Origin of the sequence: Mesorhizobium sp. M1403 (assembly GCF_040317695.1) — a bacterium.
In the GTDB taxonomy this organism is placed as follows: Bacteria; Pseudomonadota; Alphaproteobacteria; order Rhizobiales; family Rhizobiaceae; genus Mesorhizobium.
In genome coordinates this window covers 34,175-57,345 of the sequence record NZ_JAMYKY010000024.1, presented here as the reverse complement: position 1 = coordinate 57,345, position 23,171 = coordinate 34,175, and the positions used below count along the sequence as shown (strand labels likewise).

Here is a 23,171-nt window from a genome sequence, read left to right as displayed (position 1 = left end):
AGATAGATTTCAGGTCTTCTTCCGAAGCAAGAATCGGTCAGATGCTCTTCAGATCGCCCGCTGCGACCACCGGTCCAGTCGGCTGGCCGGTCGGCGAACCGCCGGCAGGCTCGACGCTGACCGCAAGCACGGCGCCTTGCGCCAATTTCTCCCGGACGGCGGGCGGGATGGCCAGATGCGCGGTCGCACCGGCCGGGATGACGCCCATCGACACCGGCGCATTCTTGCCTTCGATCATCCACAGCTCGAAGTCCTTGCCGGCGGCTCGCTCGCCGGAGACGTGGGAAAGGCCGACATCGTGACGGACGGCATCGTAGACGACGAGATATTTGACATCGCTGCCTTCGGCTGCCAGCGAAGCGACAAGCCGGGTTTGCGGCTCGACGACCGGTGGATTGACGTAAGGCAAGGCAATATAGATTGCCAGCGTCGCAATGGCGGCGGCGGCAAGACCGCGCCAGAAGCCAAGGCTCGACCAGAGGCCGGCGCGCGGCTCTGCAGCGAACAGCCGGCGGTCCAATGCTTCCTTGACCCTGATCGGAGGCTCTGTCTCCGGATAGGCGGCGGCCATCGGCGAAAGATGCGCCTCCCAGGCATCGACAAGGCGCGCGAAGGCGGCATCGGCGTCGATGCGGCGCGACGCGATCTCGCGTTCGTCGGCGGCCAGCACGCCAAGGACGTATTCGGCGGCGAACAGGTCGTCACCCCCACCTTCCGGTCCATTGTCGTCAGCCAGCGTCATCTTTCCAGGCATTCTCTCAGTTTCAAAAGGCTGCGCCGCAACCAGGTCCGCATCGTGTTCAGCGGCACGCCATAGCGCTCCGCCAGTTCGGCATAGCTTTTGCCATCCAGATAGGCGCCCCGGACGGCCGCCGCCCGGTCCTTCTCCAATTCCTTGAGACAATGGTAGATGCGTCCGGACTCACCGCCCGCCACGGCCATGGCCTCCGGCCCCGGCGCCGGATCGGCCACGTCGAGCGCGGCATCGATATAGGCGGCAGGCTCTCGCCGCGCCCTGATCCTATCGATCGAATGATTGCGCGCAATGGCCACCAGCCAGGAGATCGGGCTCAGATCCGAAACGGCGAAACGGTCCGCCTTCGTCCATATTTTGACGAAGACCTCCTGAAGCGCCTCTTCTGCATCTCCCCGGTCCTTCAATACACGAAGGCAGACGCCGAAAAGTTTCGCGCTGGTCTGCCGGTAGAGCAGATCGAACGCGGCCCGGTCCTTCATCGAGGTCCGGACAATCAGGTTGCTGATGTCCTGCGGCGTCATCGGCCGCCAAATTAGGCGATTGCAATGTATTTGCAACGACTGAAATGGTCTGGCCGCACCGGCAGCGCCAGCGTCGATTGCCAAGGAAATCGCCGCCCGCTAGCTTGCCATGAGCGGGAGGGCGACCATGTCGATTGAGCGGGTTCTGTGGGAGCATGACGCAACAGGCCAGGCCGCACTCGTACACAAGGGAGAGATCACACCGCAAGATCTCGTCGATGCGGCGATCGCTCGGGCCGAGGCCACCCGGCCGGAGATCAACGCCATCGCCGAACCGCTTTATGAGGCGGCGCGGGCGCGGGCGAAAACCGTCGACCACAAGCTGCCGCTTGCCGGAGTGCCCTTTGCGCTGAAGGACCTCGGTATTGCCATGAAGGGCGTGCCGACGCATGGCGGCAGCCGCATCCCAGCCTACACCCCCGATTTTAACTCGGTCATGACGGAACGCTATCTGGCCGCCGGCCTGGTCCCGATCGCCACCAGCACCGCACCCGAACACGGGCTGAGGCTGGTGACCGAGTCGGTGGCTTACGGCGTCACCCGCAATCCATGGGACACCGCTCACACGACCGGCGGTTCCTCGGGCGGCGCGGCTGCGCTGGTCGCGGCCGGCGTCGTGCCGGTGGCGCACGCCTCGGATGGCGGCGGCTCGATCAGGGTGCCTGCGGCCTGTACCGGGCTGGTCGGGTTGAAAACCTCGCGCGGCCGCGTGCCCTTGACGCCGCTCGTCACTGAAAGCTGGTACGGCTTTGTCGTCGACCATGCGTTGGCCCGCTCGGTGCGCGATACGGCCCTGCTGCTCGACCTGACCCACGGGCCCGAACCGCTGTCGCCCTACGCGGCACCCTCGCCGAACGGCAGTTTCACTGCGGCCGCCGGGCGCGATCCGGGCAAGCTCAAGCTCGCCTTCTACCGAAAATCGCCGCTCGGCCTGCCGATTTCGGAAGAAACCTTGAAAGCTCTGGATGCGGCGATTGGGCTGGCGCGCGAAGGCGGGCACAGCGTCGAGGAGATCGACCTGCCCTATATCGACCGCGATTTCATCGCCGATTTCGCCAGAACCGTCGCCGCGGCGGTGGCCGGCACGATGCGTGGCGAGGCCTTGCGCGTCGGCCGCTCCATCTCAGGCGATATCGAACGCGCCACGCGCGTGATGAGCCGGTTCGGTGAAATCCTCTCGGCCGGCGAAATCTATGCCGGCCTGCAGCGGCTGCACGCAACCTCGCGCCGCCTTATCACCGAAACCGCGCACTATGATGCAGTGCTGATGCCTGTCATCGCGCACCCGCCGCTCGCCTGCGGCACCATGGACCCGAAAGGCGCCGACGAATTCATCGAGAATGTCCTGGACAGACTGCGCCTCGCCGGCCTGCTGAAGTTCAAGCCGCTATTCGGCCAGCTGATGGACAAGAGCCTTTGGTTCACCCACTGGCCGGCGATCCAGAACGTCAGCGGGCAACCGTCGATCACGCTTCCGGTTTACGTGACCGATGCCGGCCTGCCGCTCGGCGTCCAGGCCGCCGGCCGCCCCGGTGACGAGGAGACGCTTTTGTCGTTCGCCGCGCAGATGGAAAAGATCTCGGGATGGCTGGGCCGGCGGGCGCCGCTGCAGGTGCCGGCATAGGCGGTGATTTGATCGATCGTGACAACAAAGCCGTTTGCCCCCTCGTCCAATTCCCGCTAAGACGCCGCCGTTCATGCCAAGCTGGGAACCACGCCGATGACGGATGTCGCCGCCACCGCCGAAATGCAGGCCGCGCTGCTTTCAAGGGCGCTGCCCTATATGCAGCGCTACGAGAACAAGACGGTCGTGGTGAAATATGGCGGCCACGCGATGGGCGACATCGCGCTCGGCAAGGCCTTCGCCCGCGACATCGCACTGCTCAAGCAATCCGGGGTCAACCCGATCGTCGTGCATGGCGGCGGGCCGCAGATCGGCGCCATGCTCAGCAAGATGGGCATCGAATCCAAATTCGAGGGCGGCTTGCGCGTCACCGACCAGAAGACCGTCGAGATTGTCGAGATGGTGCTGGCCGGGTCGATCAACAAGGAGATCGTCGCGCTGATCAATGCCGAGGGCGAGTGGGCGATCGGCCTGTGCGGCAAGGACGGCAACATGGTGTTTGCCGAAAAGGCGCGCAAGACCATGATCGATCCGGATTCCAACATCGAGCGGGTGCTCGACCTGGGCTTCGTCGGTGAGCCGGTCGAGGTCGACCGCACATTGCTCGACCTCCTGGCACGATCCGAAATGATCCCGGTGCTGGCGCCGGTGGCGCCCGGCCGCGACGGCCATACCTACAACATCAATGCCGACACTTTTGCCGGCGCCATCGCAGGCGCCTGCCAGGCGACGCGCCTGCTGTTCCTCACCGACGTGCCCGGCGTGCTCGACAAGGACAAGAAGCTGATCGACGAGTTGACCGTGGCCGAGGCCAAGGCCCTGATCAAGGACGGCACGGTCTCGGGCGGCATGATCCCCAAAGTCGAGACCTGCATCGAGGCAATCGAGCGCGGCGTCGCAGGCGTCGTCATCCTCAACGGCAAGACGCCGCATGCGGTGCTGCTCGAGCTGTTCACCGAACACGGCGCCGGCACGCTGATCGTGCCGTGAGTGGCCTCAGTCTGTCCAACGCCGCGACAGACCGGAAGACCATCCGATCACCATCGCGCCGCTTGTCGAGACAGGCGGGCGGGCGAACGATCGACTAGGTAGTCTCCGCCTTCGTCGCTCGCCGCCAATCGATCATCCGGGCTGAGGAAGGCGCGCGATGACCTTTATCTCAAAATCGAAGCCCGCCAGCCAATTCACCCCCACCGCGGTCCAGTTCGGGTAGGGCGGTTCACCGATCGCCCTAAGTCGAACGGCGTCAATCGCCTCCCACTGCTTGGCCGGGTCGGTGTGGAACGTGGTCACGTCAACGATGTCGTCGAACGTGCAACCGGCGGCCTTCAGCACCGCCGCGAGATTGTCGAAGGCAAGCTGGACCTGCTTTTCGAAGGCTGGCTCCGGCGACCCGTCCTCGCGGCTGCCGACTTGGCCCGAGACGAACAGAAAGCCGCCTGAGCGGATCGCCGCCGAATAGCGATTGATTTCGTAGAGGGCCTGCCGACCGGCAGGGAAGATCGCATCGCGTTTGGTCATTGTTTCACTCCATTCAAACAAGGCAGGCCGGTCCCGACCATCGCGATGTGGCTTCTCCGAGAAGGTGAGAGCCGCTCGCAAGACTTCGGGGTTTTGGATCGCTGCGTTCCATTTTCCGGGGCGGTCGCTGATATCCGTCCCGTATCCCGAAGTGGGTACATACATTCCGTATGTCAATATACATACGTTGCGTATGCTTGTTAAAAGATTGCCCGAGCCGGTCAGGCGCGCGGCGAAATCGTGGTCGCAGGCGGTGTCAGCCTGCGCGCCGGGTGCGCGACCACCATCGATTCCTCTTCCTGGTCTTGCGGCGCGCCCCAGAATTCGGCGAGCGTCGGGCCATTCTTCAGGCGGCGGTCGCGGACCAGAAAGCCCCAGACTTCACGAAACCAGACGCGGCGGCCCATTTTGGTGTACCAGCGCATCGAATGCCGTTGCTCCGGATCCTTGTGGAACAGGATGCGCGCCAAGGCCTTGGGCCGCGACTGCACGGCCAGTTCGATCAGCTTGACGGCGAAGAACAACATCCACGGCTTGAGGCGGGTCATCTGCAGCACCTGGTGCTTGTAGTCCCACAGGCGGGCGTCCAGCTGGATCACCTTGCGGTCCCTGGCAATCCTGAAGAACGGCGTCCAGCGGTGCGGCGTCACATAGAGCGCCTGGATCTGGTCGGGGTCATAAGCGATCAGCTGGCGGAAGCCGCGCCAGAGGTCGCGGAAACTTTCGTCCTCGAAACCGGCCACCCAGGTCGCCATCGACAAGATGCCATTGAGGCGCAGCAGCCGTATCGCCTCGCGGTCGGATGAGGTGCTGCCGCCCTTGCGGATCAACTGGAGCGTCTGCTCGTCGGTATTTTCCATGCCAAGCAGCCAGCGGATGACGCCGGCCTTGCGATAGAGATGCAGGCTGCCGGCGTCGCGGACGATGTCGTCGGCGCGGGTGGAGCCGACGATCAGCACCGGCACATTCTCGGCGATCATCGCATCGAGAAAGGCGCGCCAGGCTTTTTTGGACGAGGTCGGGTTCTCGTCGGCAAGGTTGATCAGCTCGACGCGGTGCTCGCGGTATAGCCAGGCAATCTCCCGCGCGAACTTCACGGGGTCGCGGTGCCGCCAGCGCGTCCAGAACCCCCGCTGGCCGCAATAGTTGCACAGATGCGGACAGCCTCGCGAGAACTGCATGACCACCGCACGCTTGCCTCCCCAATAGCTATAGCGAGTGATATCGATCAGTTCCCAGCCGATGCGGTAGTCGTCGAGATTGGCGATCGTCCTTGCCGGGTTGGTGGCAAAAGGCCGGCGCAAATCGTCGCGAAAGGCGATGCCCGCCACATCCGACAGCGGCTTGCGTTTTTCAAGCGCTTCGACCAGCGCGACGATGGTCGCCTCCCCCTCGCCACGAACGATGAAGTCGAAGGCCTCCGTTTCGGCCAGTATGTCGCGCCAGTGATAGGTCGGAAACACGCCGCCATAAATCAGGATTGTCGCCGGATCGATGTGTTTGACCATGCCGGCGATCAGTAGGGCTGTCGGATGCGCAGAGGTCGAGCCGGAATGGCCGATCAGAATACAGTCGGGATGATCGCTCAAGGCGTCCCGGACCAGCGTGGCAAGCGGCATCGGCCCGAATTCGGCGTCCACAAGTCGCACTTGATGTCCCGCGTCGATCAGCGGACCGCCCAGTGCCAGCAAACCGAGCGGCGGCAGATGGTCGTCCGGCACACGGCTGCCGATGGCCGTATGTGGCGGGTTGATCAGGACGATTTTTCATGGCGGACCTTATGCAATGGCGGTCCGCATGTCGTAGTCGGCGATCTAGCGCTGGAGATTGGCTCGCTTCAGCAGTTTGTGTGCAGCTTTTCCGCAGAAATGCCTACCGTCTGAGATGTGCAAGCGGGACATGGCCCGGCCCCTTGATGTTCTGCAGCACAAGCTGGGTGTGGACGTCACGCACGCCTTCGAGCCGCATCAGCCGGTGCATGACGAAGGCATTGAGCTCGTCGACCGACGGCACCATCACATGCAACAGGAAATCATGATCGCCGGTCATGGTCCAGCATGAGGACACCTCGTCCATCCGCTGGACGGCGGCGATGAAGCTTTCGGGCGAGCCGTCGCTGTGGCTGGTCAGGCGCACCTGGATGAACACCTCGACCATCAGCCCGACGGCGCGACGGCTGAGCACCGCGGCGAAGCCCTTGATGATGCCCGCCTGCTGAAGCGCCTCGAAGCGCCGCGCGCAAGGTGTCGTCGACAGGCCGATCTCCTGCGCCAGTTCGGATACCGGCTTGCGCCCGTCGCGCTGCAGGCTGTCGAGCATCTTGATCTCGAATTCGTCAAACTGAGGCATTTTCACTCTCCCAAAGCTCGATCGTGGAGTCTTTTACCTCCAACCCCGCATTTGAGCCACCATCAAAGCTGATTTGCCTCGCGCCATCCGGCTAGAATTTCCGACGATCCGCTGATCATGATTTCCAGGGAGAGCAAGCCATGACGATGAACGTTGCCGACTACGCCCGCGAATGCGCGGCGCGAGGCCTTCGCGGCGATTATTCGGTCTGCCGTGCCGATTTCACCGTGGCGCAGGGCTACAATTATAGCGACGAAGAACAGGCGGTGTGGCGCACGCTGTGCGACCGCCAGACGAAGCTGACCAGGAAGCTCGCCCACCATTCCTATCTCGATGGCGTTGCGGCGCTCGGCCTTCTCGACAAGATCCCGGATTTCGGTGAGGTCAGCGAGAAGCTGCGCAAGCTCACCGGCTGGGAGATCGTCGCCGTGCCGGGGCTCATTCCCGCCCAGCCGTTCTTCGACCACCTCGCCAACCGTCGCTTCCCGGTCACCAACTGGCTGCGAACCCAAAAGGAGCTCGACTACATTGTCGAGCCCGACATGTTCCACGATTTCTTCGGTCACGTGCCGATCCTGACGCAGCCGGTCTTTGCCGACTTCATGCAGATGTATGGCAAGAAGGCCGACAGCGTGATTGCGGTCGGCGGCGACGAGATGATCACCAGGCTTTACTGGTACACCGTCGAATACGGGCTGATACGCGAGCCGGGCCAGCCGCTGAAGGCTTTCGGCGCCGGGCTGATGTCATCCTTCACCGAGCTTCAGTTCGCGGTCAAAGGCGGCGAGGCGCACCATGTCGCCTTCGACCTGGAAACCGTAATGCGCACCGGCTACGAGATCGACAAGTTCCAGCGTGCCTATTTCGTGCTGCCGTCGTTCGACGTGCTGCGTGATGCTTTCGAGACCGCCGATCTTGCGGCGATCGTGGCGCGCCGCAAAGGCGAGCCGGCGCTCGACCCGGCGAGCCTATAGGCTGTCGGCTGTTTCCAGGGCCTCGGCTTTCAGCCGGGCAAGCTGGTCGCGCTGAAGGTCGAGCGACGCGGTGACGAAGCGCAGGATCGTGGCCAGCTCGGTGTCGCTAAATGTGGCGATCACCTTTTCTCCCTCCTGCGCGATCGCACCATAATAGCGCGCCGATAGTTCTCGCGTGAGTTCCGTCGCCTCTATGACCACCTTGCGCCTGTCCTCGAGGCTGCGCGTTCGTGTCAGCAGGCCGCGCGCCTCCAGCCGGTCGATCAGCGCGGTGACTGCGGCCGGCGTCAACCCTGTTGCGGCCGCGACCTCGCCAGCCGATTGCGGGCCGCCATAGAGCAGCGCCAGGCAATGGCGTTCCGCCGTACTCAGCTCAAGCCTATCGCCTACTGCCTCGTCATAAGCCTGCGTCGCGTCTTGCCAGCCCATAATGGCAAGGCTGATGGCCGTCTTCATGTCGGCCCGATTCATGCTTGACGAGTTTATTTCGATCATCTAACTATCAATTTGCCTAACATTACGGCCATTATAGTAATATGCTGCGTCGGGCGCAAGGCACGGCCTGTCGCAGCACGCAAGGAGTGGACAAGGAACCAGAACCAGACGCGCGGCCCACTCACACCGGCCGAAGAATTCAAATACGCCAAGCTGGCGATGGAATGGTATGGCTGGGGTTCTCCCATTGGCCTTGGTATTGCACTGGTCGCGCTGGCGGCCGCTGCCCTGCTGTTCCGCATCGCCATCTTCGGATTTTGACAGCACTGGCCGCGGCGCGGTTGAATTCTGATAGGGTAGAATTTTTCCAGCACAAGGCTTAGGGCTGAGCTCACGCCGCTTCGGAAATGTCACGATCGATGATCGACAGGTTGCGGCCGCGATGCTTGGCCTCGTAGAGCCGCTGGTCGGCGGCGCGCATTAGCTCCGACACTGCGGCGTCCTCGCCGCAGGTGGTCCCGCCGATACTGACCGTCAGCGGAACGGTTCGTTCGTCGACGGGCCGGAAACGGATACGCTCTACTTCACGGCGGATGCGCTCGGCGACGCGCCTGGCTTCGTGTTCGGTGGCGCCGATCAGAAAGGCGCAGAATTCCTCACCGCCGATGCGGCCAAGGACATCGCCGCTGCGCACGCCACGCTCTATCGCACTTGCGATCAGGAGCAGCGCCTCGTCGCCGATCAGATGGCCGTAGCTGTCGTTGATGGTCTTGAAATGGTCGGCATCGACGATCAGCAATGCCCCGCGATCGGATTTACGCCGAGAGCCGTCGAGGGCGGCAAAGAAACTTTCGCGGTTGAGCATGCCGGTCATGTCGTCGCGGCTCGCCTTTTCCGCCAAGCGCCTGTGGGCGGCGGCGAGCTGGGCATGGGCGCGGGCGAGCTCGCGATGCGCGGTCTTCAACCTTTCGCCCTGCCAGACCGAATAGGCACCGGCGCCCCAGGCAAGAGCCAGCGGGCATACGGTGGACGTCAACCAGATGGTGCGATTGATCGGAAAACCCATTGCCGGCACGACGATCAGCGTCAGCAAAAGTGAGACGGCGACGGAGGCGAAAGCGATGGCGGCAGACTTTAGAAATATGCGATTCATCGCTTGCTCCCACTGGTCCGTCTTGGTGCCAGCAAGCGCTGAATGTCACCTTTCGGCGATGCTTAAGATTTTAATCACGGCGCCATTTTCACCACCCAGGGCGCGCATAGGTTGTGGATAAACCTCCTGTTAGAAAGATCGTTTCGTGCCATAAGGACGGTATGACGACGCTTCCCGACCCCGCCCGCTTTGCCCATGTCACCGACTGGGTGTTCGATCTCGACAACACGCTCTATCCGCACCATTCCAATCTGTTCTCTCAGATTGATGTGAAGATGACCGCCTATGTCGGAGAATTGCTGACGCTGCCGCGCGAGGAAGCACGCAAGCTGCAAAAGGAGCTCTACCGGGAATACGGCACGACACTGAACGGGTTGATGACGCGCCACGGCATCGACCCCGACGACTTTCTCGAGAAGGTCCACGACATCGATTATTCCTGGCTGGTGCCAGATCCCGTCCTCGGCACCGCCATACGCCAGCTTCCCGGCCGCAAATTCATCTTCACCAATGGCGATCGCCGGCATGCCGAACGCACCGCGCGGCAGCTGGGCATTCTCGAGCATTTCGACGACATTTTCGATATCGTCGCAGCCGGGCTGAACCCCAAGCCGGCGCGACAATCCTACGAGAAATTTGCCGAACTCCACGCCGTCACCGGGCAAAATGCGGTGATGTTCGAAGACCTCGCCCGCAACCTGTCGGTGCCGAAATCGCTGGGCATGACCACGGTGCTGGTGGTGCCGCGCAATTTCGAGCCGACCTTCTCGGAAATCTGGGAACGCGACCCGGCCAACGAGGACGACGTGGACTTCGTCACCGACGATCTCGCCGGCTTTCTCACGGCGATCGTCGAAGTCCCCGCTTGAGGCAGTCGGCGCGCTTCAAATTCTTGCTTGCATATCAGAGCTTATAGAAGCGGCTGACGATCCCCCAGGCCTCGTCGGCGGTGTCGACGAAATCGATGATGTCCTGGTCGCCGGGGGTGATCGTACCTTGCTCGGCGAGGAAATCGAGGTCGATCGCCCGTGCCCAGAAAGCCTTGCCGAACAGGATGACCGGCACCCGTTCCATGCGGCCGGTCTGGATCAGGGTCAGCGTCTCGAAGAACTCGTCCATCGTACCGAAGCCGCCGGGAAACACCGCAACGGCCTTGGCACGCATGACGAAATGCATCTTGCGGACCGCGAAATAGTGGAAGTTGAAGCAGAGTTCCGGCGTCACGTAGGCGTTTGGCGCCTGCTCGTGCGGCAGCACGATGTTGAGACCGATCGACGGCGCGCCTACATCGTCGGCGCCGCGATTGCCGGCCTCCATGACGCCAGGCCCGCCGCCGGTCACCACGACGAATTCGCGATAGTACGAAGTGGCCGACTGCTGCGAGCAGAGGCGGGCGAATTTGCGCGCCTCCTCATAGTATTTGCTGTTTTGCTCCAGATTCTTCTTCTGCGTCTCGTTCTTGGCCGCCCAGGCTTCACCGCCGGGCTCGGGGATGCGCGCGCCGCCGAACAGGATGACGGTCGATTGGATGCCGCGCTCGGCCAGGATCATCTCCGGTTTCAGCAGTTCGAGCTGCAGCCTGACCGCGCGCAACTCGCGCCGCGTCATGAAATCGGGGTCGTTCCAGGCCAGCCGATATGTCTCCGCGCGCGTTTGCGGCGTGTCCGGCACGCTTTTCGACCGCTCCAGATCCTCGTCCGAATGCGGTAGCGGCGTCCACCCCGCCTTTTCCATGGGAGTCATATTTGCTTTACCCGTCCAATCATTCACTTGCGCCGTCCCGTGACGCTGCCGCGATTGACCCTCCCCAAGCCTTCACATAGGGTCCGCGCGACTTTCAAACAGGTTAAGGCGCCGGCCCTTAACAGCTTGGTAATGGAGCGAATTCATGTCGAAGCCCGATCTCGCGAGTCTCGAGAAGATCATCGAGAACGCCTTCGAGGAACGCGACACCATTTCGACCGCAACCCGCGGCGAGACGCGCGAGGCCATCCAATCGGCGCTCGACCTGCTCGACCGGGGCGTCGCCCGCGTCGCCGAGCGGCAGGCCGACGGCAAATGGCACGTCAACCAGTGGCTGAAGAAAGCGGTGCTGCTGTCCTTCCGGCTCAACCCGATGGAGATCATCAAGGGTGGTCCCGGTCAGGCGGTATGGTGGGACAAGGTGCCTTCGAAGTTCGACGGCTGGAGCGCCGTCGATTTCGAGAAGGCCGGCTTCCGCGCCGTGCCGTCGTCGATCGTGCGCCGCTCTGCCTATGTCGCGCCGGGCGCCGTGCTGATGCCGTCCTTCGTCAATGTCGGCGCCTATGTCGATAGCGGCACCATGGTCGACACCTGGGCGTCGGTCGGCTCCTGTGCCCAGATCGGCAAGAATGTGCATCTGTCGGGCGGCGTCGGTATCGGCGGCGTGCTGGAGCCGATGCAGGCCGGCCCAACCATCATCGAGGACAATTGCTTCATCGGCGCCCGTTCCGAAGTGGTCGAGGGCTGCATTGTTCGCGAGGGCTCAGTGCTCGGCATGGGTGTCTTCATCGGCCAATCGACCAAGATCGTCGACCGCGCCACCGGCGAGATCTTCTACGGCGAAGTGCCGGCCAATTCCGTCGTCGTCGCCGGCTCACTGCCGGGCAAGCCTTTTCCAAACAACGAGCCCGGCCCCAGCCTCTACTGCGCCGTCATCGTCAAGCGGGTCGACGCAAGAACCCGTTCCAAGACCTCGATCAACGAATTGCTGCGCGATTGATCTCCCGAGAACGGATGCACCGGGTTGACTGACAAACCTCAATTCCTATGGCTTTTCTTCAGCCTTTCTGGGCGGGTGAATCCGAGCGCTTATGTTTTGGCTGGCCTCTTGCCGGTCATCGTTCAACTCTTTCTGCTCTACCAGTTCGCGCGAACGCCGTTAGGCACTGCCGCGAGCCAGTATTGGGCGCTCGCCTTATGGATCGCTGTGTTCGTCTCGACATGGTCGACCTTTGCGCTAACGGCGAAGCGGTTCCATGATTTCGGCAAGCCTGCCTATTACGCATTGATCTCTCTCATTATCGGCTTCGTCCTGCTTTTTATCCTGGCTTTTTTCAAAAGTGACCCAGGCCCCAACCGCTACGGCAAGCGCACCAACGCACCGGCCGAACCCTGAGCGCCAATCGGACATTTCGTCATGCGCTACCGCTCGCTTGATTCGAAACTGATCCTCGAAACCGCCGAACGGCTGGAAGAGCGCGTCGCCGAGCGCTTTCCCGATGCAGGCCTGCGCGGCGTCGCCGCCGAGCTCGTGTCGCTGTCGCGCGATCTGGCAAAGGCAGCCAAGGCGCTGGAGGCGCCGATCTGGTGGCTGCGCGGCCTCATCATCGCCGCTTTCGTCGTCGGAGCGCTGATGTTCCTGTTCGTCGGCACAATCCTGCCGCTCGGCCGCATCTCGGGAAACCACGATGCCTTCCAGTCGGTGCAAGGCATCGAAGCCTCCCTCAACATGATCATCCTCGCCGTGCTGGGCTTCCTGGCCCTGATCCGCTCCGAGGAGCGGATCAAGCGCAAGCGGGTGTTCCGCCAACTCCACGGGCTGCGGTCGCTCATCCACGTCATCGACATGCACCAGCTGACCAAGGATCCGGCAGCACTTTCAGCCAGTTTCAAGCCGACTGCACATTCGCCAGCCCGCATCACCAACGCCGCCGACCTTGCCCGCTATCTCGACTATTGCTCCGAAATGTTGTCGATCACCGGCAAGATCGCCGCGCTGTTTGCCCAGTCGGTCAATGACGCCGTGGTCATCGATGGCGTCAATGACATCGAGAACCTGGCGTCGAACCTGTCGCGAAAGATCTGGCAGAAGATCACGCTGATCGAAACCCCTCATGGGCAGCCGGCACATGCGAAGAAAACCGATCCCGAGCCGGGTCCGCCGCGTCGGCCTGCAGTCCGCAGACGACCGGGGCCGGCAAGCTAAGACCCGCGAGCCGGCGGCAGATCCGCTAGAGCGGCAGAGCGGGGAGTTCCGAAACCCCGGTTTTGCGCCGGACGCTCTAAGCGAATGTTAATCACCCTGGCCCAGCATGCCGGCGAAAACTGTGTCGACCGGCACGGAGCGCTCGACTGGCAAGCGACCTATCCCTGACCACCAAGGAGCCGCGCAAAACGTGGAGCGCCGCCGCTCGCCTGTTTGCCTGGTTCTCTTCGCCGATGAGATTGGAACCGGAAGCCGTCCGCGCCCGGCTTCTCGACACCACTTTCGACCGCAAATTCGCAGTCTTGTTCGGCACCATCAGCGTTCTGGTGGTTGCGGTCAGCGCCGCACTTGCCACGAAGGATTGGTGGCCCTACGCCTGGATCGCAGCCGACCTGATGCTTTTCGTCGTCCGCGTTCTGCTGATGCGGGAATGCGAGCAGGCCCGCAGGCGCGGCTCGAAAGGGCCGCTGGCGGGCCTGATGGCAGCCAGCGGTGTATGGTCGGTCGTTTTCGGCCTCGGCTGCTATGGCTGTGTTGCCAGCGGGAATATGGCGCTTTCCGTACTTGCCGCCTTGAATGTCGCAGGTGTCGTTGGCGTGGTGTCGTCACGCAATGCGGCCACCCCGCGCTTCGCCATATTCGTCATGTTGGCCGTAAGCCTGCCTTACGTGGTCGGTGCATTGTTTTCCGCAGCGCCCGGAATGCCGATCGTCGGAATTCAAACGCCGTTCTATGTGGCCGGCGTCATCATCGTGCTGCTTCAGAACCACGCAATCAACGCCCGCATGATCCGCGCGGAGCTGGACAATCGCGACCTGGCGATCAAGGACGCGCTGACCGGCCTGCCAAACCGCATCTTCCTGCAGGAAAAATTGCGCGACATGTGCCGCGACCTTGCGGCGCCGGCCGCCAATGGCGGCAAGCCGTTTGCCGTGCTCAGCATGGACCTCGACGGCTTCAAACAGGTCAACGACCGTTTTGGTCATGCGGTCGGCGACGTGCTGCTGCGCAAGGTGGCCGAACGATTGAAGCGCGGCTTCCGGCCGGGGGACGTGGTCTTCCGTATCGGCGGCGACGAATTCGTCATCCTTTTGCCCGCAACCTCGGAGATCGAGGCCACCTATCTGGCAAAGCGGGCCATCGAAAAGGTCTCGGTGCCTTTCGACCTCGGGGTCGGTTCCGCCATCCATGTCGGCTTGAGCGTCGGCAGCGCCTTTGCACCCGCCGACGGCGGCGATCCGGAAATCCTGCTCACCTGTTCCGACCATGCACTCTACGAAGCCAAGCGCACCGGCAAGGGCCGTTATTGGGCGCCTGTGCGGGCTACGATCTGACGGTCGCAGCGACAGCTTCCGGCGGCAAGCAAGGCGATCCGCGCCTCTCCTGCTCGGCCGCGCGCACCAGTGCAGTGACATGCTTCAGCAAAGGCGCCGGCGTGCCGGCCTTTTCGGCCAAACGCAGGACCGCGCCTTGCAGTTCGCCGATCTCCGTCGACCGGCGGCGCCGCAGGTCATCCCACATCGACGAACGCGCGGCCGGATCGATGGCAAGCATCCGCCGCGCCAAGAACTTGAACAGCCCGTCGGGCAGGCGAAGCACTTTCGGCAGCAGTGCGGGACGCAGGCCGGCGATGCGAGCGGGTTCGATGCCTGTCGCCGTCATTGCCGCCAATGCTTCGTCGATCTGACCGGCCAGGATCAGCCGCAGCGGCGATCGGCAAGCTCTGCCGCCAGCGGCAGACCGGAAAGCGCCACCAGCGCGTTGTTGAGGTTGAGCAGCAGCTTGTCCCATAACACCGCGTCGATGTCACCATGCGTCGCGACGGCAAACCCCTCGACATCAAGCAGTTCGTCAAGGCCCGCCGAGCCCTGTTCGATCATCACTTTGCCGCCGCTGGCGCGGTGCAGGCGAAGCGGCAATTCGCCCTCCGGCGATTGGACCACGTTGAACGGCACCATGCCCGCGAGCACCGGCTGGGCGGTGAGATGGGCTCGCAATTTATCGGCATTGTCGACGCCGTTCTGCAGGCTGAGTATCACCACGTCCGGTCGGGCATGGGCGGCAATCAGCCCGGCCATGTCTTGCGTCGCGCCGCTCTTGACCGTTACCAAAATGACATCGGCATCGGAGAATGCTACCGCCGGATCGGCGGTGACCGACAATGCGTCCGGCTTGACAGAACGGTCGCGGCGGTCAGGGTCGGTGATGCGCAAGCCAGCTTCTTGCAGGGCCTTCTCGACGCGCGGCCGCGCCAGCAGAACCACCTTTCGCCCGGCAAGTATCAGGCAGCCGCCGGCGTAGCAGCCGATACTGCCGGCACCGGCGATTACGATCGTCTTGCCACGCGTGACCATGCGATGGCCCTGTCCTGGTCGGGAGACCTTGCCGCAATTATACGACATGAAAACCATAATGTCGGCGGCATGGCTGGCCCTCACGTCTGGCCGTGACAGACCTTGCGCTTTCGACTATCGCTTTTGCCCATGACGCTGCCTACCGATCCGGTTAGAAATCTCGCTGCACTCATCCGCTGTGCTTCCGTGACGCCCGCCGAAGGCGGTGCGCTGCGCGCGCTGGAGGCGATGTTGAAGCCGCTCGGCTTTGCGGTCGAGCGGCCGGTGTTTTCCGAAGCCGGCACACCGGACATCGAGAACCTTTACGCGCGGCGTTCCGGCAATGGCCCGCATCTGATGTTTGCCGGCCATACCGACGTGGTGCGGGTGGGCGACGAAGCAGCCTGGACGCACCCGCCCTTTGGCGCCGAGATCGCCAATGGCGAGATGTTTGGCCGCGGCGCCGTCGACATGAAGGGCGGCATTGCTTGTTTCGTCGCGGCGGTGGCGCGACATGTCGAGCAGAAGGGCGGCCCGAAGGGGTCGGTCACGCTGCTGATCACCGGCGATGAGGAAGGGCCGGCGATCAACGGCACGACGAAGCTGCTCGAATGGGCGGCCGCCAAAGGCGAGAAATGGGATGCCTCGATCGTCGGCGAGCCGACCAATCCCGACGCGCTTGGCGATATGATCAAGATCGGCCGGCGCGGCTCGCTATCGGGCACGGTCGTCGTCAACGGCCGCCAGGGCCACGCCGCCTATCCGCAGCTAGCCGACAATCCGGTGCGCGGCCTGGTGACGCTGGTCGACGCCTTGCTGCACCCCGTATTCGACGACGGAACAAGGGATTTCCAGCCGACGAATCTTGAGGTGACCTCTATCGATGTCGGCAATCCTGCCACCAACGTCATCCCGGCGAAGGCAGCAGCTACCTTCAATATCCGCTTCAACGACACATGGACCGCCGAGACGATCCAGGCCGAGATCCACAACCGCCTCGACCGGGCGGCGAAACGCAAGAAATACCGCGCCGGCAAGAAGACGCCGGTCGACTACGAGATCGTCTGGCGCGACGGGCCGAGCCATGTTTTCCTGACACGCGACGACAGGCTGATCGAGACGCTTGGCGGTTCGGTCAAGGCGGTGACCGGCAGGAGGCCGGCGCTCTCCACGTCCGGCGGCACCTCCGATGCCCGCTTCATCAAGGATTATTGTCCGGTGGTCGAATTCGGCCTGGTCGGCAAGACCATGCACATGGTCGACGAACGTGTGGCGATTGCCGATCTCGAGACGCTGACGCAGATTTATCTGCGCTTCGTTGAAGACTGGTTTGCGCAGGACATATCCTAGTGATGCTTTCAGCGGATGAAACCTATGCTTCGCTTGCCGGCGCCTGGCGGCTGATGCTCGGCAAGGCCGACGGATTTCGCCTGCTCGACCTTTCTGCGGACGGTTTCTGGAACTCCTTTTTTGCCATCGTCGTCGCGGCGCCGGCATTGATCGTCGGCTGGGTCGGCATTGCCAACGAGATCGGCGATCCCGACGCATTCGTCGGCCGTTTCAGCATGTTGATCCGGCTGGCCACCGTCGATATCGGCGCCTGGGTGCTGCCGCTCATCGGCCTGGCCCTGGTCGCGCCGCGGGTCGGCGTCGGCAGCCGTTTCGTCCATTATGTCGTCGCCAGCAACTGGGCCTCGGCGATCATCGCCTGGATGATGCTGCCATCGGCGTTGATCCGGCTTTTCCTGACATCGGCCAACGAAGTCTCCGGGCTGGTGTCGCTGCTGCTGTTCGCGCTGTCGATGGTATTGACCTGGCGGATGACCAACGTCGCGATCGGCAGGGGTGCGGCTGTCGGCAGCGCTGTTTTTGCCGGTATGTTCGTGGCGTCGCTGATCGTGCTGTTCGGCCTGCAGGCGCTGCTCGGGATCAGCGTGCCGGATCAGCCAGGCGTCGGGTAATCGACGCCGACTAGAAACAGCCCGTCGGGCGGCGCCACCTGACCGCAGGCCGCACGGTCGCGCGCCTCGAGCGCCGCCTTGAGGTCGGCAATGGTCCAGCCGCCTTCGCCGACACGTTTGAGCGAGCCGACCATCGAGCGCACCTGGTTGTGCAGGAATGACCGCGCCGAAGCGCGGACTTCAATGAAATCGCCCGCCCGGCTGACATCCAGCCGGTCGAGCGTGCGGACCGGGCTGGTGGCCTGGCACTGGGTCGAGCGGAAGGTGGTGAAATCATGCCGGCCAAGCAGCACTTTTGCCGCTTCGTGCATGGCAGCGGCATCGAGCTGCTTCGGTACCCACCAGATCTTGCCCTTGTCGAGCGCCGCCGGCGCGCGGCGGTTGACGATACGGTAGAGATAGTGGCGGCCGATCGCCGAGAAACGCGCATCGAAGCCATCCGGCACGACGGCGGCCTTCAGGATGGCGATGTGGGCCTTGGCCGCTTGCAGATGGGCGTTGACGGCGTCGCGCACCTTGTCGCCGGGCCATGCCTTGATCAAATCAACATGCGCCACCTGAGCGGTCGCATGGACGCCGGCATCGGTGCGGCCGGCGGCGCGCAGCGAAACCTGCTCACCGCAGAACTTCTCGATCGCCTGCTCGATCGCCTGCTGCACCGAAGGCTGGTTGGCCTGACGTTGCCAGCCGGCGAAGAGGCTGCCGTCATATTCGATGTCGAGGCGAAAACGCGGCATTCCCGGATCGAGGCGAAATCAGGCGGCTAGGGCTGAGCCGAAGGCCGAGGCGTAGACCAGCCTGCCGGTCTCCGGCGCCTCGCCCCAGGCAAGCGCCTGCAAAGCCTCGCCTTGGTAGTCGCTCTCGAATTTCGCTGCACGGGCGCGGCTGTAGCCGAAGCGGCCATAGTAGGCCGGATCGCCGAGCACCACAGCGAGCGTCTCGCCGGCGGCTTTCAGGCGGATATGAGCCTCGCGGACCAGGGCACCGCCGATGCCGGTGCCGTGGAACGACGGCTCGACTGCCAGCGGCGCCAGCGCGACTGCCGGGAAGCTCTTGCCGCCATTCTGCACGAAGAGCCGTGAAAACAGGATATGGCCGACCACTTGCCCGTCTTCGTCCGCCACCAGTTCGACGACGGCATCACCGCCGGTGACCAGCGCGTCGACCAGTCCGGCCTCCGCCTGCTGGCCGAATGCGTGTTCTTCGACAAGGCGGATCGCCTCGCGATCCCGCGTCGTCGCTGCGCGTATGGACATCATGCTCATGACAGTTTCATTCCTTTTTCGAGCTTGGCCCCGCGCAGAAACTCCTGCGCGGCAATGGGCCTTCCGCCCGCACGTTGAACTTCGACCAGCCTGATCGCGCCTGACCCGCAGGCGACCGTCAGCCGGTCATCGAGAATTCCTCCCGGTTCGCCGGCGCCTTGCGAGAGCGTCGGGCGAAGCAGTTTCAGCCGTTCCACGCGGCCGCCGATTTCGGCCTCGCACCATGCACCGGGAAAGGGCGACAGGCCGCGAATCTGGTTGTGCACGTCGCCGGCAGGTCGCAGCCAGTCTATGCGAGTCTCCGATTTATCGATTTTCTTGGCGTAGGTCACCCCCACCTCCGCCTGTGTGGTAAATGTCAGCGTATTCCGCTCGAGCCGTTCGAGCGCTTGCACCATCAGCGCAGCACCCAGGATCATCAGCCGGTCGTGCAGATCGCCGGCCGTCATGTCGGGTCCAATGGCGCATTTTTCAACCATTGCCACAGGCCCGGTGTCGAGGCCTTCCTCCATCCGCATCACCATCATGCCCGTCTCGGTATCGCCGGCCATGATGGCGCGCTGGATAGGGGCAGCGCCGCGCCAGCGCGGCAATAGCGATGCGTGGCCATTGAGGCAACCGAGCCGCGGCGCCTCGAGAATAGGTTTGGGCAGAAGCAGCCCGTAGGCGACGACCACGGCGACATCGGCGCGCAAGGTGCGGAACGCCTGCTGCTCCGCCTCGCTCTTCAGCGACACCGGCGACCGCACCTCGATGCCAAGCCGCTCCGCCTCACGCTGCACCGGCGACGGCGTCAGCTCGAGCCCGCGCCGGCCTGCGGCGCGCGGCGGCTGCGTGTAGACGGCTGCCAATTCATGCCCTGCCCCGGCGATCGCTCGCAGCGTCTGCACGGAGAATTCGGGCGTACCCATGAAGATGACACGCAGGGGCATTCGTCGACCCCTATCCCACCATCTTGCCCGGCGCCTTGTCCCTGGCGAGCTTCTTGAATTTCTTGACCACCATGTCGCGCTTCAGCTTGGAGATGTGGTCGATGAACAGCACGCCGTTTAGGTGGTCGATCTCATGCTGCAGGCAGGTCGCCATCAGCCCCTCGGCCTCGATCTCCTGCAGCTTGCCGTCGCGATCGAGATACTTCACCCGCACCGCTGCCGGACGCTCGACCTCGGCATAGTAATCCGGGATCGACAGGCAGCCTTCCTCGTAGACCGAACGCTGGTCGGAGCTGTCGAGGATTTCGGGATTGATGAAGACGTGCGGTGCCGGCGTCTCGTCCTCCTTGGCGAGGTCGATCACCAGCAAGCGCAAGGGTTCGCCGACCTGGATCGCCGCGAGGCCGATGCCGGGCGCGTCATACATGGTGTCCAGCATGTCGCCGGCCAGTTTACGCAAATCACCGTCGACACGCTCGACCGGTTTTGAAACCTGACGCAGGACGGGATCGGGGAGGATGATAAGCGGCTTGATCGACATGGCGTCTCACCTAAGACCTCGCAGGAAAAGCGTCAACCGGGACGCCTTCTGGTCGTTCACGTTTTGATCTGTGCCGCCAGACCGAATCATCTATGCTGTCGGCATGAACGATCTGGCCACCATCCTGTCCGAACCTGTCGCCCGCCTCGGCGCCACCACGATCACGCTCGGCCATGCCCTGGGTTTCGGCGCAATGCTGTTCCTCGGCCTGTTCGTGGCGCTCGTCATTGCGCTCTGGCGATCGGCCAAGGCGCGTGCAATGGCGGCCGCCGAAGCCGCCGACCACGCCCGCGACGCCGAGGTGCGGATGGCCGGCATCTTGGCAAGCCAGGCGGAAATGCAGGGCCGTATGGGCGCTATCGCCGAAGTGTTCGGGGCGCGTCAGGCCGAACTGACCCAGTCGATCGGCCAGCGCCTCGACGCCATGACCGGCCGCCTCGGCCAGACCATGACCGAGCAGACGAGATCGACGCATGAGAGCCTCGCCAAGCTGCAGGAGCGGCTGGCGGTCATCGATATCGCGCAAGGCAACATCCAGTCGCTGGCCGGCCAGGTCGTGCAATTGCAGGCGATCCTTTCCAACAAGCAGACGCGCGGCGCCTTCGGCCAGTCGCGTATGGAAGCCATCGTCGCCGACGGATTGCCCCACGGCGCCTATGAATTCCAGGCGACCTTGTCGAATGGCAGCCGGCCCGACTGCCTGGTGAAGATGCCGAACGGCGCACCGTCGCTTGCCATCGATGCAAAGTTTCCACTCGAGGCCTGGAATGCCATCCGTGCCGCCGAAGGCGCCGACCTGCAGAAGTCCGCCGCTCAGGCTTTCCGCCGCGACATCGAGGTGCATGTCCGGGATATTTCCGAAAAATACCTGATCCAGGGCGAGACGCAGGACACTGCCTTCATGTTCGTGCCCTCGGAATCGGTGTTCGCCGAAATCCACGAGAATTTCGAGGCCGTTGTCCAAAAGGCGCATCGATCGCGGATCGTCATCGTCTCGCCATCGCTTTTGATGCTGTCGATCCAGGTCATCCAGGCGATCCTCAAGGATGCCCGTATGCGCGAGCAGGCGCACCTGATCCAGGGCGAGGTCATCCGGCTGATGGAAGACGTCTCTCGGCTCGACGAGCGGGTGCGCAAATTGCAGACGCATTTCGGTCAATCGGCCAAGGATATCGAGGACATCCTCGTCTCGACATCGAAGGTGACCAGGCGCGGACAAAAGATCGAGGCGCTGGAGTTTGGCGTGCAGCCGGCGGAGGACACCGCTGGGTCGAATGGCAGCGGAGCAAAAGCGGAAAGCAGCGCGCGTGTTGCCGATTCGAAAACCGGGCAGCTGAGGCTAAGGGTCGTCGAAGGCGACGATTGAGAGCTACGCCGGAACCGGAGCCGAGGCTTCGCCCGGTCTGGCGCTACTGCTCCTCGATGATGGTTGTGCCTTCGAATTCCGGCAGCCAATGCAGCGCCGAGCGATGCCAGATCTGCTTTCTCGGCACCAGTTGATCGCGCTGCCATGCCGTGCCGACCCTGATGCCGTAAACCTTCGGTCCCGCGCCCGCCGACGTGGCGTAGAGATGCGAGCCGCACTCACCGCAAAATGCCTGAGCGCGCTTGGCACCACTCGAACCGGTCTTGATGTAGATTTTCGGCGCGCCCTTGGTGATCGTGTAATTGTCCTCGGACGCCGGCACGGTGACGCGAAAGGCCGTTCCGGTTAGCTTCTGACAATCGACGCAGTGACAAATGGTGGTCTTTTCCGGATCGACCTCGGCCTCGTAAGTAATGGCGCCGCAATGACACCCGCCGTCGATTTTCATCTTCGTTCCTCCTGGAGCTTTTGCGCGCAATCATAACCGGGACTGCCCGATGGCGCAGCCATTTTCCTCAGGCCGGCTCCCCTCCGGACGCCGCCAAGGCCTTGCTCCGCCGTTCCCAGGTGCCGGTGGTCTGCGGCTTGACGAACAGGCGCGTGACCTCCGGCATCTCCGCCTTCAGCCGTGTCTCGAGGCGTTCGACGCAGGTCTCTATCTCGGGCGCCGACAAGTGGTCCTCGAACTCGATGCTCAGAGCGGCGACGATCTCCTGAGGCCCCATATGGAGCGTCAGTACGCCATTTGCCCGCTGCACCGCCGGGTCCTGCTGGACAATGGCCAGCACTTTCATTTGCACCTCGGGCGAGGCCGGCTCGCCGAGCAGCAGGCTCTTGCTTTCGCGGGCCAGGAAGATCGCGGTCGCGCCCAGGATCAGCGCGATGCCGATCGACGCGGCGCCGTCGAGCTTCGGCATGTCCAGCAGTTCCGCCGCCAATATGCCGGCGAAGGCGACAACGAGGCCGAGAAGTGCCGCGCTGTCCTCGAAGAGTACGGTGTAGACACTCGGGTCCTTGCTGAGCTGCACCGCCTCGAGCCAGCCGTGGCTGCCTTTTTGGTGGCGGAACTCGTTCAGCGCCACCAGCCAGGAGGTGCCTTCGAACAGGAAGGAAAGGCCAAGTACAGCGTAGTTCACCTTTGCGTTGGCAATCGGCTCCGGCGCCATGATGTGCGTCACGCCTTCGTAGAACGATATGCCGGCGCCCAGTGCAAAGACGAGGAGCGCGACGATGAAGCTCCAGAAATACAGCTCGCGACCATGGCCTAGCGGATGCGTCCGATCGGCCGGCCGGGCGGCGCGGTGCATGCCGTAAAGCAGCAGGCTGCCATTGCCGGTATCGACGAGCGAGTGGACGCCTTCCGAGAGCATTGCCGAGCTGCCCGTGAACAAGGCAGCGGCGAATTTGGTCAGGGCGATCGCAAGATTGCCGGCGAGCGCCGCATAGATCACTTTTTTCGACCCGCCATGCGCCGCCATGGTGTGCTGCCT

Annotated in this window: 26 protein-coding genes and 1 pseudogene; 12 read left to right on the top strand and 15 right to left on the bottom strand. The window is 63.3% G+C overall.

The window, feature by feature from the left end; translation table 11 throughout:
* Positions 1-37: 37 nt before the first annotated feature.
* Positions 38-742 carry an anti-sigma factor gene (locus NKH01_RS27875; RefSeq protein ID WP_353023405.1) on the bottom strand — a complete coding sequence of 235 codons (705 nt, stop codon included), beginning with the start codon at positions 740-742 and terminating at the stop codon, positions 38-40.
* Entirely contained in the window at positions 739-1,278 is a 540-nt protein-coding gene (locus NKH01_RS27870) for a sigma-70 family RNA polymerase sigma factor (RefSeq protein ID WP_352495030.1), read from the bottom strand. Before NKH01_RS27870 ends, NKH01_RS27875 begins: the two co-directional genes overlap by 4 nt.
* Before the next feature lie 127 nt (positions 1,279-1,405).
* On the opposite strand from NKH01_RS27870, the gene NKH01_RS27865 reads away from it, so the two are divergent.
* A complete protein-coding gene (locus tag NKH01_RS27865) occupies positions 1,406-2,902 on the top strand; it encodes an amidase (RefSeq protein ID WP_352909832.1) in 1,497 nt (498 codons plus the stop codon).
* 96 nt (positions 2,903-2,998) lie between these two features.
* Entirely contained in the window at positions 2,999-3,892 is an 894-nt protein-coding gene (gene argB, locus NKH01_RS27860) for an acetylglutamate kinase (RefSeq protein ID WP_023677482.1), read from the top strand.
* Positions 3,893-4,024: 132 nt separating this feature from the next.
* Here the strand turns inward: argB and NKH01_RS27855 are convergent, their stop codons facing one another.
* From NKH01_RS27855 to NKH01_RS27845, 3 genes are all read right to left on the bottom strand, one after another.
* Positions 4,025-4,423 (bottom strand): RidA family protein, encoded by a 399-nt coding sequence (locus tag NKH01_RS27855; protein WP_023718205.1) that lies wholly within the window; start codon positions 4,421-4,423, stop codon positions 4,025-4,027.
* A 221-nt stretch (positions 4,424-4,644) separates the two neighbouring features.
* Entirely contained in the window at positions 4,645-6,186 is a 1,542-nt protein-coding gene (bchE, locus tag NKH01_RS27850) for a magnesium-protoporphyrin IX monomethyl ester anaerobic oxidative cyclase (protein ID WP_353023403.1), read from the bottom strand.
* A 109-nt stretch (positions 6,187-6,295) separates the two neighbouring features.
* Complete coding sequence (locus NKH01_RS27845; RefSeq protein ID WP_023718203.1) at positions 6,296-6,772, bottom strand: Lrp/AsnC family transcriptional regulator; 477 nt, start codon at positions 6,770-6,772, stop codon at positions 6,296-6,298.
* A 140-nt stretch (positions 6,773-6,912) separates the two neighbouring features.
* On the opposite strand from NKH01_RS27845, the gene phhA reads away from it, so the two are divergent.
* The gene (phhA, locus tag NKH01_RS27840; protein WP_353023380.1) at positions 6,913-7,746 is read left to right on the top strand and encodes a phenylalanine 4-monooxygenase; all 834 of its coding nucleotides are present in this window, start codon (positions 6,913-6,915) and stop codon (positions 7,744-7,746) included.
* Here the strand turns inward: phhA and NKH01_RS27835 are convergent.
* Complete coding sequence (locus NKH01_RS27835) at positions 7,741-8,241, bottom strand: MarR family winged helix-turn-helix transcriptional regulator (protein ID WP_353023378.1); 501 nt, start codon at positions 8,239-8,241, stop codon at positions 7,741-7,743. The two genes, phhA and NKH01_RS27835, sit on opposite strands and share 6 nt — an antisense overlap.
* A 12-nt stretch (positions 8,242-8,253) precedes the next feature.
* On the opposite strand from NKH01_RS27835, the gene NKH01_RS27830 reads away from it, so the two are divergent.
* Positions 8,254-8,502 carry a hypothetical protein gene (locus tag NKH01_RS27830; RefSeq protein ID WP_353023377.1) on the top strand — a complete coding sequence of 83 codons (249 nt, stop codon included), beginning with the start codon at positions 8,254-8,256 and terminating at the stop codon, positions 8,500-8,502.
* A gap of 70 nt (positions 8,503-8,572) precedes the next feature.
* Here the strand turns inward: NKH01_RS27830 and NKH01_RS27825 are convergent, their stop codons facing one another.
* On the bottom strand, positions 8,573-9,334 hold the full coding sequence (locus tag NKH01_RS27825; protein WP_352716554.1) for a GGDEF domain-containing protein: 762 nt from the start codon (positions 9,332-9,334) through the stop codon (positions 8,573-8,575).
* A gap of 161 nt (positions 9,335-9,495) precedes the next feature.
* On the opposite strand from NKH01_RS27825, the gene NKH01_RS27820 reads away from it, so the two are divergent.
* Positions 9,496-10,203, top strand: a complete 708-nt coding sequence (locus NKH01_RS27820) for a pyrimidine 5'-nucleotidase (RefSeq protein ID WP_023677476.1) — start codon at positions 9,496-9,498, stop codon at positions 10,201-10,203.
* A 34-nt stretch (positions 10,204-10,237) separates the two neighbouring features.
* Here the strand turns inward: NKH01_RS27820 and NKH01_RS27815 are convergent, their stop codons facing one another.
* Complete coding sequence (locus tag NKH01_RS27815; RefSeq protein WP_023718198.1) at positions 10,238-11,077, bottom strand: LOG family protein; 840 nt, start codon at positions 11,075-11,077, stop codon at positions 10,238-10,240.
* Positions 11,078-11,222: 145 nt separating this feature from the next.
* Between NKH01_RS27815 and dapD the strand changes: the two genes are divergently transcribed.
* From dapD to NKH01_RS27795, 4 genes are all read left to right on the top strand, one after another.
* Positions 11,223-12,077, top strand: a complete 855-nt coding sequence (dapD, locus tag NKH01_RS27810; RefSeq protein WP_352484324.1) for a 2,3,4,5-tetrahydropyridine-2,6-dicarboxylate N-succinyltransferase — start codon at positions 11,223-11,225, stop codon at positions 12,075-12,077.
* Between the two features lie 24 nt (positions 12,078-12,101).
* Entirely contained in the window at positions 12,102-12,473 is a 372-nt protein-coding gene (locus NKH01_RS27805) for a DUF805 domain-containing protein (protein ID WP_031193743.1), read from the top strand.
* A 21-nt stretch (positions 12,474-12,494) separates the two neighbouring features.
* Positions 12,495-13,283 carry a hypothetical protein gene (locus NKH01_RS27800; RefSeq protein ID WP_352484325.1) on the top strand — a complete coding sequence of 263 codons (789 nt, stop codon included), beginning with the start codon at positions 12,495-12,497 and terminating at the stop codon, positions 13,281-13,283.
* A 233-nt stretch (positions 13,284-13,516) separates the two neighbouring features.
* Complete coding sequence (locus NKH01_RS27795; protein WP_023718195.1) at positions 13,517-14,617, top strand: GGDEF domain-containing protein; 1,101 nt, start codon at positions 13,517-13,519, stop codon at positions 14,615-14,617.
* Here the strand turns inward: NKH01_RS27795 and NKH01_RS27790 are convergent.
* Positions 14,607-15,637 (bottom strand): annotated as a pseudogene (locus tag NKH01_RS27790) (2-dehydropantoate 2-reductase). The gene NKH01_RS27795 and the pseudogene NKH01_RS27790 sit on opposite strands and share 11 nt — an antisense overlap.
* A 129-nt stretch (positions 15,638-15,766) precedes the next feature.
* On the opposite strand from NKH01_RS27790, the gene dapE reads away from it, so the two are divergent.
* Both dapE and NKH01_RS27780 read left to right on the top strand, forming a co-directional pair.
* Positions 15,767-16,966, top strand: coding sequence for a succinyl-diaminopimelate desuccinylase (gene dapE / locus NKH01_RS27785; RefSeq protein ID WP_353023373.1), 1,200 nt, complete (start codon positions 15,767-15,769; stop codon positions 16,964-16,966).
* Positions 16,967-16,968: 2 nt separating this feature from the next.
* A complete protein-coding gene (locus NKH01_RS27780; protein ID WP_023718193.1) occupies positions 16,969-17,577 on the top strand; it encodes a hypothetical protein in 609 nt (202 codons plus the stop codon).
* Here NKH01_RS27780 and truA read toward each other — a convergent pair.
* From truA to def, 4 genes are read right to left on the bottom strand one after another with little or no spacing between them, the layout of a single operon-like run.
* Complete coding sequence (gene truA / locus NKH01_RS27775; RefSeq protein ID WP_353023370.1) at positions 17,559-18,314, bottom strand: tRNA pseudouridine(38-40) synthase TruA; 756 nt, start codon at positions 18,312-18,314, stop codon at positions 17,559-17,561. The genes NKH01_RS27780 and truA overlap by 19 nt on opposite strands.
* A gap of 18 nt (positions 18,315-18,332) precedes the next feature.
* Positions 18,333-18,842 carry a GNAT family N-acetyltransferase gene (locus NKH01_RS27770; protein ID WP_353023368.1) on the bottom strand — a complete coding sequence of 170 codons (510 nt, stop codon included), beginning with the start codon at positions 18,840-18,842 and terminating at the stop codon, positions 18,333-18,335.
* Positions 18,839-19,768, bottom strand: coding sequence for a methionyl-tRNA formyltransferase (gene fmt, locus NKH01_RS27765; RefSeq protein WP_353023401.1), 930 nt, complete (start codon positions 19,766-19,768; stop codon positions 18,839-18,841). Before fmt ends, NKH01_RS27770 begins: the two co-directional genes overlap by 4 nt.
* A 16-nt stretch (positions 19,769-19,784) precedes the next feature.
* The gene (gene def / locus NKH01_RS27760) at positions 19,785-20,315 is read right to left on the bottom strand and encodes a peptide deformylase (RefSeq protein ID WP_023718189.1); all 531 of its coding nucleotides are present in this window, start codon (positions 20,313-20,315) and stop codon (positions 19,785-19,787) included.
* A gap of 103 nt (positions 20,316-20,418) precedes the next feature.
* On the opposite strand from def, the gene NKH01_RS27755 reads away from it, so the two are divergent.
* Positions 20,419-21,681, top strand: coding sequence for a DNA recombination protein RmuC (locus tag NKH01_RS27755; RefSeq protein ID WP_023718188.1), 1,263 nt, complete (start codon positions 20,419-20,421; stop codon positions 21,679-21,681).
* Between the two features lie 43 nt (positions 21,682-21,724).
* Here NKH01_RS27755 and NKH01_RS27750 read toward each other — a convergent pair whose 3' ends face one another.
* Positions 21,725-22,129 carry a GFA family protein gene (locus tag NKH01_RS27750; protein ID WP_023718187.1) on the bottom strand — a complete coding sequence of 135 codons (405 nt, stop codon included), beginning with the start codon at positions 22,127-22,129 and terminating at the stop codon, positions 21,725-21,727.
* 67 nt (positions 22,130-22,196) lie between these two features.
* Complete coding sequence (locus NKH01_RS27745; RefSeq protein ID WP_352548083.1) at positions 22,197-23,159, bottom strand: cation diffusion facilitator family transporter; 963 nt, start codon at positions 23,157-23,159, stop codon at positions 22,197-22,199.
* Between the last annotated feature and the right edge of the window lie 12 nt (positions 23,160-23,171).

Excerpts from the sequence above, each read along its gene's own strand:
- NKH01_RS27800 (WP_352484325.1), top strand. The coding sequence starts at position 12,495 with ATGCGCTACCGCTCGCTTGATTCGAAACTGATCCTCGAAACCGCCGAA.
- NKH01_RS27835 (WP_353023378.1), bottom strand. The coding sequence starts at position 8,241 with ATGATCGAAATAAACTCGTCAAGCATGAATCGGGCCGACATGAAGACG.
- phhA (WP_353023380.1), top strand. The coding sequence starts at position 6,913 with ATGACGATGAACGTTGCCGACTACGCCCGCGAATGCGCGGCGCGAGGC.
- dapD (WP_352484324.1), top strand. The coding sequence starts at position 11,223 with ATGTCGAAGCCCGATCTCGCGAGTCTCGAGAAGATCATCGAGAACGCC.
- NKH01_RS27755 (WP_023718188.1), top strand. The coding sequence starts at position 20,419 with ATGAACGATCTGGCCACCATCCTGTCCGAACCTGTCGCCCGCCTCGGC.
- NKH01_RS27825 (WP_352716554.1), bottom strand. The coding sequence starts at position 9,334 with ATGAATCGCATATTTCTAAAGTCTGCCGCCATCGCTTTCGCCTCCGTC.
- NKH01_RS27845 (WP_023718203.1), bottom strand. The coding sequence starts at position 6,772 with ATGCCTCAGTTTGACGAATTCGAGATCAAGATGCTCGACAGCCTGCAG.
- NKH01_RS27875 (WP_353023405.1), bottom strand. The coding sequence starts at position 742 with ATGACGCTGGCTGACGACAATGGACCGGAAGGTGGGGGTGACGACCTG.
- NKH01_RS27795 (WP_023718195.1), top strand. The coding sequence starts at position 13,517 with ATGAGATTGGAACCGGAAGCCGTCCGCGCCCGGCTTCTCGACACCACT.
- NKH01_RS27815 (WP_023718198.1), bottom strand. The coding sequence starts at position 11,077 with ATGACTCCCATGGAAAAGGCGGGGTGGACGCCGCTACCGCATTCGGAC.
- def (WP_023718189.1), bottom strand. The coding sequence starts at position 20,315 with ATGTCGATCAAGCCGCTTATCATCCTCCCCGATCCCGTCCTGCGTCAG.
- dapE (WP_353023373.1), top strand. The coding sequence starts at position 15,767 with ATGACGCTGCCTACCGATCCGGTTAGAAATCTCGCTGCACTCATCCGC.
- NKH01_RS27870 (WP_352495030.1), bottom strand. The coding sequence starts at position 1,278 with ATGACGCCGCAGGACATCAGCAACCTGATTGTCCGGACCTCGATGAAG.
- truA (WP_353023370.1), bottom strand. The coding sequence starts at position 18,314 with ATGCCGCGTTTTCGCCTCGACATCGAATATGACGGCAGCCTCTTCGCC.
- NKH01_RS27820 (WP_023677476.1), top strand. The coding sequence starts at position 9,496 with ATGACGACGCTTCCCGACCCCGCCCGCTTTGCCCATGTCACCGACTGG.
- NKH01_RS27865 (WP_352909832.1), top strand. The coding sequence starts at position 1,406 with ATGTCGATTGAGCGGGTTCTGTGGGAGCATGACGCAACAGGCCAGGCC.
- NKH01_RS27745 (WP_352548083.1), bottom strand. The coding sequence starts at position 23,159 with ATGGCGGCGCATGGCGGGTCGAAAAAAGTGATCTATGCGGCGCTCGCC.
- NKH01_RS27780 (WP_023718193.1), top strand. The coding sequence starts at position 16,969 with ATGCTTTCAGCGGATGAAACCTATGCTTCGCTTGCCGGCGCCTGGCGG.
- NKH01_RS27770 (WP_353023368.1), bottom strand. The coding sequence starts at position 18,842 with ATGAGCATGATGTCCATACGCGCAGCGACGACGCGGGATCGCGAGGCG.
- NKH01_RS27855 (WP_023718205.1), bottom strand. The coding sequence starts at position 4,423 with ATGACCAAACGCGATGCGATCTTCCCTGCCGGTCGGCAGGCCCTCTAC.
- NKH01_RS27750 (WP_023718187.1), bottom strand. The coding sequence starts at position 22,129 with ATGAAAATCGACGGCGGGTGTCATTGCGGCGCCATTACTTACGAGGCC.
- argB (WP_023677482.1), top strand. The coding sequence starts at position 2,999 with ATGACGGATGTCGCCGCCACCGCCGAAATGCAGGCCGCGCTGCTTTCA.